At 60.2% G+C, this 12688-nt stretch carries 14 protein-coding genes and 1 pseudogene; 5 read left to right on the plus strand and 10 right to left on the minus strand.

Annotated features, from left to right (window positions below):
- Nucleotides 1-17 precede the first annotated feature (17 nt).
- Both GGQ68_RS01200 and GGQ68_RS01205 read right to left on the minus strand, forming a co-directional pair.
- The gene (locus GGQ68_RS01200) at nucleotides 18-668 is read right to left on the minus strand and encodes a TetR/AcrR family transcriptional regulator (protein WP_183962567.1); all 651 of its coding nucleotides are present in this window, start codon (nucleotides 666-668) and stop codon (nucleotides 18-20) included.
- A 79-nt stretch (nucleotides 669-747) separates the two neighbouring features.
- The gene (locus GGQ68_RS01205; protein ID WP_183962568.1) at nucleotides 748-927 is read right to left on the minus strand and encodes a hypothetical protein; all 180 of its coding nucleotides are present in this window, start codon (nucleotides 925-927) and stop codon (nucleotides 748-750) included.
- 177 nt (nucleotides 928-1104) lie between these two features.
- Between GGQ68_RS01205 and mbfA the strand changes: the two genes are divergently transcribed.
- The 5 genes from mbfA (at nucleotide 1105) to GGQ68_RS01230 (ending at nucleotide 5551) form a co-directional block, all read left to right on the plus strand.
- Entirely contained in the window at nucleotides 1105-2079 is a 975-nt protein-coding gene (mbfA, locus tag GGQ68_RS01210; protein WP_183962569.1) for an iron exporter MbfA, read from the plus strand.
- 123 nt (nucleotides 2080-2202) lie between these two features.
- Complete coding sequence (locus GGQ68_RS01215) at nucleotides 2203-2973, plus strand: dihydroxy-acid dehydratase (protein ID WP_183962570.1); 771 nt, start codon at nucleotides 2203-2205, stop codon at nucleotides 2971-2973.
- A 109-nt stretch (nucleotides 2974-3082) separates the two neighbouring features.
- Nucleotides 3083-3859: a DUF6478 family protein gene (locus GGQ68_RS01220; RefSeq protein ID WP_183962571.1), complete on the plus strand. Its 777-nt coding sequence runs from the start codon at nucleotides 3083-3085 to the stop codon at nucleotides 3857-3859.
- A gap of 28 nt (nucleotides 3860-3887) precedes the next feature.
- A complete protein-coding gene (locus tag GGQ68_RS01225; protein WP_183962572.1) occupies nucleotides 3888-4277 on the plus strand; it encodes a hypothetical protein in 390 nt (129 codons plus the stop codon).
- Nucleotides 4278-4636: 359 nt separating this feature from the next.
- The gene (locus GGQ68_RS01230) at nucleotides 4637-5551 is read left to right on the plus strand and encodes a DMT family transporter (protein WP_183962573.1); all 915 of its coding nucleotides are present in this window, start codon (nucleotides 4637-4639) and stop codon (nucleotides 5549-5551) included.
- Between the two features lie 75 nt (nucleotides 5552-5626).
- Here GGQ68_RS01230 and GGQ68_RS01235 read toward each other — a convergent pair whose 3' ends face one another.
- The 8 genes and pseudogenes from GGQ68_RS01235 to GGQ68_RS01265 all read right to left on the minus strand — a co-directional run bounded on the left by GGQ68_RS01235 (nucleotide 5627) and on the right by GGQ68_RS01265 (nucleotide 12685).
- Nucleotides 5627-6925: an FAD-dependent oxidoreductase gene (locus tag GGQ68_RS01235; RefSeq protein ID WP_183962574.1), complete on the minus strand. Its 1299-nt coding sequence runs from the start codon at nucleotides 6923-6925 to the stop codon at nucleotides 5627-5629.
- The gene (locus GGQ68_RS01240; RefSeq protein ID WP_183962575.1) at nucleotides 6922-7740 is read right to left on the minus strand and encodes an ABC transporter permease; all 819 of its coding nucleotides are present in this window, start codon (nucleotides 7738-7740) and stop codon (nucleotides 6922-6924) included. Before GGQ68_RS01240 ends, GGQ68_RS01235 begins: the two co-directional genes overlap by 4 nt.
- A gap of 61 nt (nucleotides 7741-7801) precedes the next feature.
- On the minus strand, nucleotides 7802-8716 hold the full coding sequence (locus tag GGQ68_RS01245; protein ID WP_183962992.1) for an ABC transporter permease subunit: 915 nt from the start codon (nucleotides 8714-8716) through the stop codon (nucleotides 7802-7804).
- A 191-nt stretch (nucleotides 8717-8907) separates the two neighbouring features.
- Nucleotides 8908-9558 carry a TOBE domain-containing protein gene (locus GGQ68_RS24795; RefSeq protein WP_425502945.1) on the minus strand — a complete coding sequence of 217 codons (651 nt, stop codon included), beginning with the start codon at nucleotides 9556-9558 and terminating at the stop codon, nucleotides 8908-8910.
- Nucleotides 9550-10326 (minus strand): annotated as a pseudogene (locus GGQ68_RS24800) (ABC transporter ATP-binding protein); the annotation flags it as partial. The pseudogene GGQ68_RS24800 and the gene GGQ68_RS24795, both read right to left, overlap by 9 nt.
- A 612-nt stretch (nucleotides 10327-10938) precedes the next feature.
- On the minus strand, nucleotides 10939-11124 hold the full coding sequence (locus GGQ68_RS01255; protein ID WP_183962577.1) for a hypothetical protein: 186 nt from the start codon (nucleotides 11122-11124) through the stop codon (nucleotides 10939-10941).
- Nucleotides 11125-11207: 83 nt separating this feature from the next.
- Entirely contained in the window at nucleotides 11208-11627 is a 420-nt protein-coding gene (locus GGQ68_RS01260; RefSeq protein ID WP_183962578.1) for a hypothetical protein, read from the minus strand.
- The gene (locus GGQ68_RS01265) at nucleotides 11600-12685 is read right to left on the minus strand and encodes a polyamine ABC transporter substrate-binding protein (RefSeq protein WP_183962579.1); all 1086 of its coding nucleotides are present in this window, start codon (nucleotides 12683-12685) and stop codon (nucleotides 11600-11602) included. The genes GGQ68_RS01260 and GGQ68_RS01265 overlap by 28 nt, the downstream gene beginning before the upstream one ends.
- Nucleotides 12686-12688: the final 3 nt, after the last annotated feature.

Raw genomic sequence — 12688 nt, forward strand, 5'->3', positions numbered from 1 at the left:
ACACGGGTCACGCGATGTCACTTTGCGCCGTACCGTGCCATGAAGGTCTGCAAGGCGCCATCAACAATTCGGCTACGTTCCTCGGGGGAGAATTCCGTCTGAATGCCGAACATCAGCTTTACCCAAAGGTCCGCTTTGCACAGCTCTGCGAACTGGTCGGCGGCCAAAGTGAGGTCGTCTGCGACGATTTCGCCCCGTTGACGCGCCACTTCGAGATAGCTGCCAAGCGCGCGGCGGACCATCATCGGCCCGCTTTCATAGAAACGGCGGCCCAGTTCGGGGAAGCGGTCGGCCTCGGCCACGCAGATGCGAAAGATATTCTGCCCGTTGTCTGACAGCATGAAACCCAGCAGCTTGTGGCCAGCGATGGGCAGCACCTGCTCAGGGGGGCGGGCAAAGTCGATGGACAGCAGCGCCTCGTCCGCCTGTGCGTTGCACTGGGCGCAGGCGCATTCCATGAACAAAAGGCGCTTGTCGGGGAAGTAGCTGTAGAGCGTCGCTTTGGAGACACCGGCATTGCGCGCAATCTCGTCGACAGACGCGCCTTCAAAGCCGTCTCGCATGAACACCTCCTGGGCGCCCGCGATCACTTGATCGTATTTGCGTCCCTTGCGGACGTCACGGGCCGCGGGGCCTGCGTCGGCAAGGGATGCTTTGTCGGCGGTCATGCGCGCTCTCCCACGAGTAGGAGGCCTGTATAAACCGTACAGTTCAGTCCGGGCAAGCATTGCCCGTGCGTCGTGCGAGTTATTGCGCAGGATACTGGCAGACATCATGCGTCGGTGCGACGCAGCCTTGGGTCGAAACGTCGGGCTGCTGCACCGGTGCGGGGAAAGTCAGCTCCGGAAGAAAAACAGGGGTGGCGCTGGCAATAGAGGGGGCAAGTGCCATCAGGGACAGGGCAAGCGGGGCGAGGAAGCGGGTCATCGGGATCTCCTTTAATCAAACTAAACCGTATAGTTCATTTAATTGGACCGATGAGTCTGATTTGTCAAGCGCTGCGGTGCGGCAATTTTGGCTGTTTCAACTTTTTCCCTTGCAATAAGGGTGATGCTGCGTACTTTAGAACTGTTCTAAATGTCTGTGATCCCGGGGGTGATCCATATGCGATTTTTGATGCAGCGCCGCAGGTTTGACGATCTTTCCGAACAAGAAGTGCTTGCCCTTGCGATTTCCTCTGAGGAGGATGATGGACGGATTTATCGCAGCTATGCGGAACGGCTGCGCGCCGATTATCCGGACACGGCCAAGGTGTTCGATGGCATGGCCAAGGAAGAGGATGGGCATCGGGCCTCTCTGATTGAGCTGCATCAAAAACGTTTTGGAGAGGTCATTCCTCTGATCCGTCGTGAGCACGTCGCGGGTTTTTACGCGCGAAAGCCGGTGTGGCTGGTGGAAAACCTGTCGCTGGAGCGCATCCGCGCCGAGGCTGAAGCGATGGAACGGGATGCCGAACGCTTTTATCTCGCCGCGGCGCAGCGCACCACGGATGCAGGCACGCGCAAACTGCTTGGCTTTCTGGCTGCCGCCGAAGCGGGTCACCAGAAGGCCGCAGAAGGGCTGGATCAGGCCAATCTGGACGAAGCCGCCCGCGAGAGCGAGGCGGACAGTGAGAAGCGTCAGTTCCTGTTGACCTGGGTGCAACCGGGACTGGCAGGGCTGATGGATGGGTCTGTCTCGACCCTCGCCCCGATCTTTGCCACGGCCTTTGCAACGCAAAACACTTGGACCACCTTCCTTGTGGGGTTGGCGGCATCTGTCGGCGCCGGTATCTCCATGGGCTTTACCGAGGCCGCGTCGGATGACGGTCAACTGTCCGGGCGCGGCTCCCCTGTCAAACGCGGTATCGCCTCTGGCGTGATGACGACGCTGGGCGGCTTGGGACACGCTCTGCCCTACTTGATCCCACATTTCTGGACCGCGACGATCATTGCCTGCGTCGTTGTGTTCGTGGAGCTTTGGGCCATCGCATGGATCCAGAACAAGTTCATGGACACCCCCTTCTGGCGCGCGGCCTTTCAGGTGGTTCTGGGGGGCGCATTGGTGTTTGGCGCGGGCGCATTGATCGGCGCGGGCTAGGGCCGGGACCGGCGCTCGTCGCCTGCGGCAACATCGCCCCGCCCACCGTCCCGTCCGGCGCGCTTGCGCCCCTTGTCGCACTCGGGGTATTCCTTTGGACAAGTCTTTGGGAGGAAGAGGCGCGTGTTCAAAAACGGACAAGACAAGCTGACCGTCCTGCCCTTTCGTGACCGGTCGACGGCACTGGTGGCCCGCTGTGCCGTTCGTCGGTGCGCCGCGATGATATTGGCCGGCGGTGTTGCTGTCTCGCTGATCGGTTGCGAGGCAGTGCCCCCGGCAAAGGGTGGAGGGAAAAAGGCGCTGATCTCGTCCGCGGCAACGCGCCCGCCGCCACTGGCGAAGGTCTCACTCGCGGGCGGGGAGGTAATCGTCGCGGGGCCGAGTGGCTACTGCCTCGATCCGGAAACGTCGAAGTCCGCAGCCGGGCGTGGCTTTGCCGTCATCGCCTCGTGCATGATCTTGTCCGGCGGACAGGTGGGCGAGAATGTTGCCCCGGTCATGGTCACGGTCACGGTCGGCCCGCGGGGCACTGCCAGCGACCTGCCCGATGGCAAGGCACTCGCCGCTGCCGCCGAAGCGCCATTGCTGGCCGCTGGGCATGAAGATGGTTTGGTCATGGCGCACCTAGGGGCAGGCGGCGCCAGCGTTCTGGAGGGCGGCGACACCCGCTACTGGCGCGGCGCGTTCCTGCAAGGCGATCGCGTGGTTGGACTTGCACTGTATGCACCTGACGGAGACGCTTTGGCGGGCAAACGTGGAGCCGCCATGTTGGTCAGCGTCCGCGACAGCATACGCCACGCCAGCGAAGGCGGGTCGGTCACAACCCTGACCACGGCCACCGCTCCGACAAAACCAGCCACGAACAATTCGCTTTCACGTTTATTCGGCGGGTAGTGTTTGCCATACTACTTCCGAATCCGAAAAATATGGTCGGAATCGAGATCGAGGGGTGAAACGTGCTGAAAACAGGCCGCCCCTCAGAGGCGTCGTGGCGGGGAGCGGGATGGCAGTTGGACAACGGAACGGGTGGTTGGACAGGGCGGTCTTTCTCGCAGTGCTTCGACGGTGGTCTGCAATGGCGCGCCGCGCTGACAGTATGGACCTTGCGGCGCTTCGTGAGCACCGTACCCGCGCCCGCCGCCTGCGCACGCAGCTCGATAGATTGATTCACGTCGCAGAGAAGCGCTTGGCCTTGCCTGCGATCGGAAATCAGGCCTTTCCGCGCCCGGTGGATGCGGATTGGGCGTGGCGGCCTGAAGTGTGGTGTGGCCCGCTGCCGGTGCAGGGCATGTCGACGGTGCAATCCAATTCCACGTTGGGGGGCGAGGCCACAGTGTTTCATGACTGCGCCCATTCCGAACTGACCCTTCGCCAGATCCGCAACATGCGCGAGGCGGATCTCGCCGCCTATGGTTTGCGGTTGGACGTGTTTCGCTTTGACGGCTCCTATCTGTCGCTGGCCATCGACCTGCCGGAGGAGGCGTCGAACGGTCTGAAGCGCAACCACCTGATCCGTATCGAAACCATCGTCGAGATGGAAAAACCGATTGAGATCTTCGCCCGTCTGAACATCAAGCATGGGCCAAACACAGAACAGATCGTCCGTGAACTGCCGTTAAACGCGGAGGAAATTCACGTGGAGTTTGATCTTGCCTACACCAAGCTGAACGAAAAGCGCGTCGAGAAGATGTGGCTGGATCTGATCTTTGAGGGGCCTGAAATGAACCAGGTGGTGCTGCGCGATCTGACCTTCAGCCGCCGCAAGCGCGCGCCTTTTTAATGGACGCCAGCAAAGGGAAACTGCACGGATGAGCGAATTCACATTGACCAAGACCCGCTTTGTCGAAGGCGTCTGGGAAGGCTTGTTGACCACGCAGAACGCCTCCGCCGTGCCGGATGTGCAGGTCTCGCTGCGCGATTTTCCGGTGGCCGGCGTGACGGTGACAGAGGTGGCGCCGGACGCCTCGAACCCCGGTCGGCGCTGGTTGGTCAGCATCCCCGTCCCGGCAGAGGCAGTGGGCGACGGCGTGCAAACATTTCTGATCCTCGACGCGAGCGACGACACGGCGCTGGGCAGCTTTACACTCGTCGCCGGGGAGGCTTTGGGCGACGACATCCGCGCAGAGGTCGAACTGCTGCGCGCCGAGTTGGACATGCTCAAACGTGCTTTCCGCCGGCATTGTCTGGAAACGGCCTAAGACGGGCCAACGCCGACGATAACGGAATTTATCCCTTTGGATCGGTGTCTTGTCGAACATCTATAGACTTTAAGCCCGGTGCGGGCCCATGCACCCGGTTCACAGCCCTGAGCACGTGTGGCTGCGACATCCCGGGCAATCAAGGCCAATTTCATGAAGCGTCGCCCGGCCTATTTTGCGTCTCAACGAAGCTGGTTTGACTGCGGATAGAATGAGAGCCGTTCGCCGGCCTGGCGATTGACGAACGTTCACTGACGATTTCGGTGACCTGCAATTTGTGCGTCATTCAACAGGGCAGTGTGATTGACCTTTATCAGGGATCGGTTCACGGTGGCGCTCTAACGAAAGGGTCTTTTGTTATGTCTCCGATGCGCGGCATTGCGCTGAAATTGGCGTCCGTCTTTTTATTCACCATCATGGCTTCACTGATCAAGGCGGCCTCTGACTTTGTTCCCGCAGGCGAGGCGGTGTTCTTTCGCTCGGCGCTGGCGATGCCTGTAATCATCGCATGGTTGGCCATGCGCGGTGATCTGAAAACAGGGTTGAAAGCCAAGCGCCCCCTCATGCACGGCTGGCGCGGATTGATCGGCGTGTCGGCGATGGGCTGCAATTTTGCTGCGCTGGGCCTGTTGCCGTTGCCAGAGGTGACAGTGCTGGGCTACGCCGCGCCAATGCTGACGGTGCTGCTGGCGGCGGTGATGTTGGGGGAGCGGCTGCGGCTGTTTCGCATGACCGCCGTGCTGCTGGGGTTGGCAGGTGTGGCGGTGGTGATGTGGCCCCGGTTGGCCTTCAATGACTTGAGCGATGCGGCATTCTGGGGCGTGGTGCTGATCCTGGTGTCCGCGGTTATGCGCGCACTGGCGCAAATCCAGATCCGGCGTATGGTCGCGGTGGAGGAAACATCGGCCATCGTCTTCTATTTCTCGCTCACGGCCACGATGTTTTCGCTGCTGACGCTGCCGTTTGGCTGGAGTTGGCCGGAACTGCCGGTGCTTGGAATGCTTGTGGCCTCCGGGCTGATCGGGGGCGTCGCTCAGATCTTTCTGACCTCCTCCTATCGCTTTGCGGGTGCGGCCGTTCTGGCCCCGTTCGAATATGCCTCGATCCTTTTTGCCATAATTTTTGGCTATATGTTCTTCGGCGAGGTGCCGACAGTAAACGTGCTGGCGGGCGCGGGGATCGTGATTGTCGCCGGGATCGGGATTATCCTGCGCGAACGGCAGTTGGGACTGAAACGCGGCAAAGCGCGTCCCAATATGACACCGCAGGGGTGAGCGCCGATTTGCGAGGCCATGAAGGATCCGGCGGACCACCCGCCGGGTTGGAGCGCCGGTCGGCGAAGCACGTCTCTACAGATCGAAGGTTTCCGCAAACATATAAGCCGGCCGCAGCAATTGGCGGCGGTATGCCCCGAACGGAAAGCGTTTGGGTGGCTTGGACAGGAAGGCGGGCAAAGCCGGGTCTGCGTCGCCGATCATTTTCTGAGCCAGTCCATGCCCAAGGTAGCTGCCCATTGCGACGCCATTGCCGTGATAGCCGAGCGAAGCAAACAGCCCTTCGTGTTCTGGCACAGCCCCGCAAAAGGGGTGACCGGACGCCATCAGGCACACAAGGCCTGACCATTCATGGGTGATTTCGACATCGCGCCAAGCTGGAAAGGCCGCGTTGAAATCCCGCCGTATGTGCTGCGAAATGCGCATCTGTTCCGCCGGTCTTGCGGTCAGGCCACCACGCATTCCGAACAGGAACCGATTGTCGGGCAATTTGCGAAAGTAGTGCAGCAATTGGCGTGTGTCATAGGCCATCTGCTCGGAGGTCCAGTTGGCCTCCGCCAATTCCGCGTCAGTCAGGGGGCGCGTGACGATGACCGAGCTTTGCACTGGCAGGGTTCGCGCGCGCAGCCATGCGGGCAGGTCCTCGGACGAATAGCCATTGGTGGCGAGGATGACCTGTCGGGCGCGGATGGTGCCCTTGGGCGTCTGCAAATGCCAAAGTCCGTCTCGGTAAAGTTTGGTGACCGGGCTGTACGCGTGGAGGGTCGCGCCCGCGTCGAGGGCCGCTTGCGCCAACGCGCTATGATATTTGCGCGGGTTCAGGGCAAAGCCGGTCGGAATGTGCAGCCCACCATGCCACGTTGTGCTCAAACCTTCGGTCCTCAGGTCCTCGGGCGACAGCAGACGCGCACCGGAATGATCCTCGGCTTCGGCCCTCAGCGATTTGAAGGCGCGGGGGGTATGGGCCAGCACGGTCTCTCCGTGGGAATGCCGATCGACCTTGGCCCCGGTGTGCGACAGGAAGGCATCTACGTGGTCGATGGCCGCCTGTTGTGTCGCCTGCCAGGACGCGGCTTGTCCTGCGCCATGGCGGCGGGCGAGGGTTGAGTCGCCAACCAGCGCGCCACCGATGCAGCAGAAGCCTCCGTTGCGGCCAGATGCGCCCCATCCGGGGTGCTCCGCATCCAGCACGCGCACGTCCCGTCCCGCGCGCGCAAGCGTGATCGCCGCATTTAGCCCTGTGAAGCCTGCGCCGATGATCGCCACATCGCAGTTGGCGTCCTCTGCCACCGGCCACTCCAGCGGTGGAGTGGTGTCTTTCCAGAATGCCCCGGCATCCGCCGCGTAGGCCTGCGCCTCATACAGTCGTTTCACGCGCTGGCAGCTCCGGCACGTTCTTCCTCGGCGCGGCGCACGGCATTGCGTTTGGTCACCAGGGAGGCGGTGATCACACCGATTGTCACCACAACGATCATAAGCGTCGACAGCGCGTTGATCTGCGGGCTGACGCCCAGGCGCACCGCCGAGAAGATCTTGATCGGCAGGGTTGTCGCCCCCGGACCCGTGGTGAAGGATGCTATCACCAGATCGTCCAGCGACAGGGTGAAGGCCAGCAGCCATCCAGAAATCACCGCCGGCAGGATGATCGGCAGGGTCACCAAACGGAACGCCTGAAAGGGTGTGGCCCCCAGATCCCGGGCCGCTTCCTCCAGTGCGGTGTCGAAGGTGGCCAGCCGCGACGACACCACGACAGAGACATAGCACATCGCGAATGTCGTATGCGCCAGCACCACCGTCATGATGCCCCGGTCGATGTTCAGGCCGATGAACAGCAACAGGAGCGACAGGCCGGTGATGACCTCTGGCATGACGAGCGGCGCGTAAATCATACCGGAAAACAGCGTGCGACCCGGAAACCGTCCGGCGTTGATGATCACATGCGCGGCCATCGTGCCCAGCACCGTCGCGATGGTCGAGGACAGGAACGCCACCTGCACAGTCACCCAGGCGGCATCAAGGAATTCCTGATCCTGCAAGAGTGTACCATACCATTTGGTCGAGAACCCCGCCCAGACGGTCACCAGACGGCTTTCGTTGAAGGAGTAGACGATCAGAATGATCATCGGCAGGTAAAGGAACGCAAAACCGAGTGTCAGCGCCGTGACGTTGAACCATGACAGACGTTTCATGCGCGGCCTCCCTCGAGTGTGGACGCGTGGCACATCGGGGTCGGGGCAATCTTGACGCGGATCATTGGCCAGCCTCGCGGGATTTTTCCTCGGACCGCTGGAACAGCACGATGGGAATGATGAGGATCAGCAGCAGGATCACCGCCACTGCAGAGGCTACCGGCCAGTCGCGATTGTTGAAGAACTCCTCCCATAGCACCTTGCCGATCATCAGCGTGCCAGAGCCGCCGAGTAGCGAGGGAATGACGAATTCGCCAATTGTAGGGATGAAGACAAGGAAACAGCCCGCGATGATGCCGCCTTTGGACAAGGGGAACGTCACTAGCCAGAAGGCCTGAAAGCGGGAACAACCGAGGTCTTCGGCGGCTTCCAGAAGACTCTCGTCCAGCTTTTCCAAAGACGCGTAGATCGGCAGGATCATGAAGGGCAGGTAGGTGTAGACGATGCCGATGTAGACGGCGAGCTTGGTGTTCAGGATCTGAAGCGGTTCACCGATCAGCCCGGTCCATAGCAAAAATTGGTTCAGAACACCGTCGTTGCTCAAGATCCCCATCAACGAATAAACGCGGATCAGAAAGGAGGTCCAGAAGGGCAAGATCACCAGCATCAGCAGTGTGGCGTGCCATTCCTGCGGTGCGCGCGCCATGCCATAGGCCACCGGATAGGCGATCAGCAGCGTGCAGGCCGTCGCCACAAACGCGATTTGCAACGAGCTGAGGTAGGCTTTCCAATACAGGTCATCGGAGGTGAGAAAGGTGTAATTCTCGAAATCCAGATCCGACAGGAACGCGGTCAGATTGCTCCAGCCCTCGGACAGATCAAGTTGCGGCATGTAGGGCGGGCGGGCCAGCGCCACGTCCGATAGCGAAATCTTCAACACGATCAGAAAGGGCACAAGGAACAGCGCCAGCAGCCAGACATAGGGCAGGCCGATCACCGTCGCGCCGAGAAACCCGGTGCGCCGGTCCTGATCCATCTTGCTCATGGCCGACAGAGTGCCAGCCGCCAGCGCGATGAAGATGGCCAGCGTCAGGGGAAACCCGGTCGCAGAGGTCGCGTCCCAGCCGTCAGAGGCGAACAATATTGCCAGCCGCGCTGCAAAGGCCGCCAGCGCCAGCAACATGAAACCCAGCGCAAAGTTCATGGCACGAATGGAGGGGGTGTCGCTCACGCCTCGTCCTCCAGCACCACGCCTGCGGTGGCGGTAAAGGACAGCCAGACCTTATCCTCCCATGTGATGCCCCGATTTGCGATCCGGCGGGTGTTGGAGGCCTGCGCCTTGACCATCGTGCCGTCGGCGAGTTTCACATGATAGGTGGACATGTTGCCAAGATAGGCGATGTCGATCACCTCACCTTGCAGGATGTTGACTGCATTGGGCTGGTTGGTGGGCCGTTCCTTCCAGATAGAGACCTTCTCCGGGCGCAGCGAGAGCACGACCTTGTGCCCGGACAGTGTTTCCGGCCCGTTTGCAGCGATCAAAGGCGGCTGCCCCTCGGCCCAAGCGATGTCCAGCCCGCCCTGCGGTACCTCGGAGGCGGGCGGCGTCGGCGCGGGGGCACGGGCCGCTTCGGCCTTCGCTTTTTCGATCGGATCGGGCATGGGCAGGGCTTTTGGTTCGTCGATCCATTTGCCGAATACCGGGGCAAAGAGCTTGTCATGCAGTTTCATCCCCAACGCATTGGGCTGAGGTGTGCGCGCGTCTCTGGTGGCTTGGTCGTTCAACGCTTTTTCGGCCTCGGGGGAGGTGGGTTCCGGGAGAGGTTGAGCCACCGGGTCGATGGCAGGCGGAGGCGTGGTGTCACGGGCCTGCGCCATGCCACGGAACAGGTTCACATCGCCGATGAAACCGGCCACGTAGACCGAATTGGGCGCCTCGTAGATGCGGTCCGGCGTATCGACCTGCACGATCTGGCCGTGATTCATGACCGCCACACGGGACGCGACAGTCATCGCTTCCTCCTGGTCGTGGGTCACGATGATGAATGTGGTCCCGGTCTTCTCCTGGATGTCCATCAGCTCGAACTGGGTTTCTTCGCGCAGCTTCTTGTCCAGAGCGCCAAGCGGTTCGTCGAGCAAAAGCAACTTCGGGGCACGGGCAAGAGACCGCGCCAAAGCCACACGCTGCCGCTGACCGCCTGAAATCTGGTGCGGCTTGCGTTTGGCGAATTGTTCCAGCCGGGTGAGGCGCAGCATTTCCTGCACGCGGGCCTCTATCTTATCCTTGGGCTGCTTGGCGCGTTTCAGGCCAAAGGCGATGTTGTCCCAGACCGTCAGGTGCGGGAACAGCGCGTAGCTTTGGAACATCATGTTCACGCTGCGCTGGTTCGCCGGGATTTGCGACAGGTCCTGCCCGCCGAGCAGGATCTGCCCTTCGGTGGGTTTTTCGAACCCGGCCAGCATCCGCATCAAAGTTGTCTTGCCACAGCCGGACGGGCCAAGCAGCGCGAAAAATTCCTTGGCGTAAATGTCCTGTGTCAGGTCGTCGATGGCGGTGAAGTCGCCAAAGCGTTTGGTCACGCCCTTGAACTGGATCAGGGGCTTTTCGGTCGGGTCGGCCCACGGGGCGAATACATTCTGGCTCATAGCGCCATCCTCAACACGGGGTTAAAAAAAGGCAATATGTCGATTGATGAGCACGTTGGGTTTTTTCGCGGATGCGACTGGCGGTGCGTGATCTCTGGGCGCTCTTTGGACAGCTTGGTGATCTTTGAAAGTAAGTCGTTGACTGCCGGCAAGCAAAGAAGCGTGAGGGGTATGTGTTTCCCCGTAGATGAATTTTGCGTCGCATTCTGCGGTGTTAGAGACGTCATAAGACCCAAGGGACACAGGCGACCATCCCATCCATCGAAGGCAACGAGGGTCAAGAGGCCGACCCAAGGCTGATGGACTTCGACACTGAATATTAGGTCGAGCAAGACAACCTTCGGCACATGATAACCACAACCACGGTGAGCTCGACGCGTCTGTGCCGCAGCTAGTCTTCTGGTGCCTATTCGAGGGGCTTGTTTGCACCGCGCTGCTGCTCGGCGGAGGATTGAAAGCCCTGCTAGGCACTCCGGTCGGAACGCCACAAGCTTTGATTCTGATATATGACCAACGAAAAGGCCCCGCCGATTGGCGGGGCCTTTTGGGTCCATTTGATAGCGCCGCATCTATCGTGCCGTGGCAGCGGTCGGACAGGTGCGACGCTGCGGTTCAGGTGTGCTCAGCACGCGCGTAACAGGATTTGTGCATTGAACCATTCACAGAGCCAAGCTCTTGGTCCGCCAGTGATCTGGCGGCAGCGATCTGCTTTCGTGTCGGCCCCGTGCCCGAAGTTGCTTGGGCGTGGCTGGCCATATCTGTCAGCAGGCACATGACTTTGTCGTAGGTGGTGTTCACGGCGAGTCTCCCAAGGCAGCTTCGGTTTCACGGGAGTTAGCCTAAATTTGGTTAACAGGTCGTGAACACACCTGTCGTATCGGTCAGCCTGTCGCGCAGAAATACGAGGGTTGTTCCGTTGGAAAGCCATGCCGGGACGAAGACATTCGATATTGGTCCGCCAAAAGCCGCAGCGCCCGTGCCGTGGCGCTGAACCCCAATGTCTCGCATTCCATGGCGGCCTCAGACGCGCGTTGCGCCAGGTCCATGTCTCTCAACTGTTCAGTCATCTCCGCCTCATCTTTTGTTAATTTTATAAGATGGTTTTGAATCATATGGGTTAAGTTTGATTTAACGCTCACGGCGACAACGGCACAATAATCTGTGTGCTGGCAGAAAGTTGCCGCTAGATGATGCCCGCCAAAAGGTGATGCCGAAAATGAAAGGGCACGCCAAAATGGCGCGCCCTTGGTGTTCTGTTGAGACGCCTTAAAATTCAGGTGCCAGATTTGATCTTGGTCCACAGGCGGGTCACCACACGCTGCACCTTCGGCGGGTAGGGCGTGGTCGTGTAGGTGTTGTTCATGGTTTCATCATCCGGATAGACCGCAGGATCGCCGATCACATCCTCGTTGAGGTATTCCTGTGAGGCTTTGTTGCCGTTGGCGTAATAGACATAGTTCGACGCGGCAGCCATGTTCTCGGCGTTCATGATGAAGTTGAGAAACTTGTGCGCTCCTTCAGGGTTCGGGGCATCGACCGGAATCGCCATCTGGTCGAACCACATCTGTGCCCCTTCACTGGGGATGATATATGCCACCTCGACGCCGTTGTCTGCCTCGGCCGCACGGTCGCGGGCCTGAAGAATGTCGCCGGACCAGCCGACTGCCACGCAGATATCACCGTTGGCCAGTGCGTTGATGTATTCCGAGCTGTGGAATTTCTGGATATAGGGACGGATCGGCATGTAGACGGCTTCGGCCTTTGCGATCACGTCGGGATCGTGGCTGTCGGGATCTTCGCCAATGTAGTTAAGCGCGGCGGGCAGCATTTCAGCGGGCGCATCAAGGAAGTGCACGCCACATTCAGCCAGTTTTTCCATGTTGGCGGGATCAAAGACCAGATCCCAGCTGTTGAGCGGCGCGTCCTCGCCCAGCAGTTCCTTCACCTTCGGAAGGTTCACACCAATGCCCGTGGTGCCCCACATGTAGTTGATGGCATGGGCATTATCGGGGTCATATTTCGCGGTACGGTCGGAAATCACATCCCACATGTTGTCAATGTTCGGCAGCTCGGATTTGTCCAGCGGCTGGAACGCACCAGCCGAAATCTGGCGTTGCAGGAAGGTGCCGGTGGGCACAACCACATCATATCCAGATCCGCCGGCGAGCATCTTTGTCTCCAGCAATTCGTTGGAATCAAAGACGTCATAGATGAGGTCGATCCCGGTCTCTTTCTCGAACTTCTCCAGCAAGGATTCGTCGATGTAATCGGACCAGTTGTAGACTCGCACCTCTTCGGCGGTGGCCATGCCGGCCATCAGCGCCATTGAGGCGGTCAGGGTCATCAGTGTCTTGGTCATTGG

The sequence above is a fragment of the Sagittula marina genome (genome assembly GCF_014196795.1).
Taxonomy (GTDB): Bacteria; Pseudomonadota; Alphaproteobacteria; order Rhodobacterales; family Rhodobacteraceae; genus Sagittula; species Sagittula marina.

What these genes read in the sequence shown, in the direction of transcription:
- GGQ68_RS01205 (WP_183962568.1), bottom strand. Translation starts at nt 927, where the DNA reads ATGACCCGCTTCCTCGCCCCGCTTGCCCTGTCCCTGATGGCACTTGCC.
- GGQ68_RS01200 (WP_183962567.1), bottom strand. Translation starts at nt 668, where the DNA reads ATGACCGCCGACAAAGCATCCCTTGCCGACGCAGGCCCCGCGGCCCGT.
- GGQ68_RS01245 (WP_183962992.1), bottom strand. Translation starts at nt 8,716, where the DNA reads ATGGATCAGGACCGGCGCACCGGGTTTCTCGGCGCGACGGTGATCGGC.
- mbfA (WP_183962569.1), top strand. Translation starts at nt 1,105, where the DNA reads ATGCGATTTTTGATGCAGCGCCGCAGGTTTGACGATCTTTCCGAACAA.
- GGQ68_RS01265 (WP_183962579.1), bottom strand. Translation starts at nt 12,685, where the DNA reads ATGACCAAGACACTGATGACCCTGACCGCCTCAATGGCGCTGATGGCC.
- GGQ68_RS01240 (WP_183962575.1), bottom strand. Translation starts at nt 7,740, where the DNA reads ATGAAACGTCTGTCATGGTTCAACGTCACGGCGCTGACACTCGGTTTT.
- GGQ68_RS01225 (WP_183962572.1), top strand. Translation starts at nt 3,888, where the DNA reads ATGAGCGAATTCACATTGACCAAGACCCGCTTTGTCGAAGGCGTCTGG.
- GGQ68_RS24795 (WP_425502945.1), bottom strand. Translation starts at nt 9,558, where the DNA reads ATGGCGCAGGCCCGTGACACCACGCCTCCGCCTGCCATCGACCCGGTG.
- GGQ68_RS01220 (WP_183962571.1), top strand. Translation starts at nt 3,083, where the DNA reads ATGGCAGTTGGACAACGGAACGGGTGGTTGGACAGGGCGGTCTTTCTC.
- GGQ68_RS01230 (WP_183962573.1), top strand. Translation starts at nt 4,637, where the DNA reads ATGTCTCCGATGCGCGGCATTGCGCTGAAATTGGCGTCCGTCTTTTTA.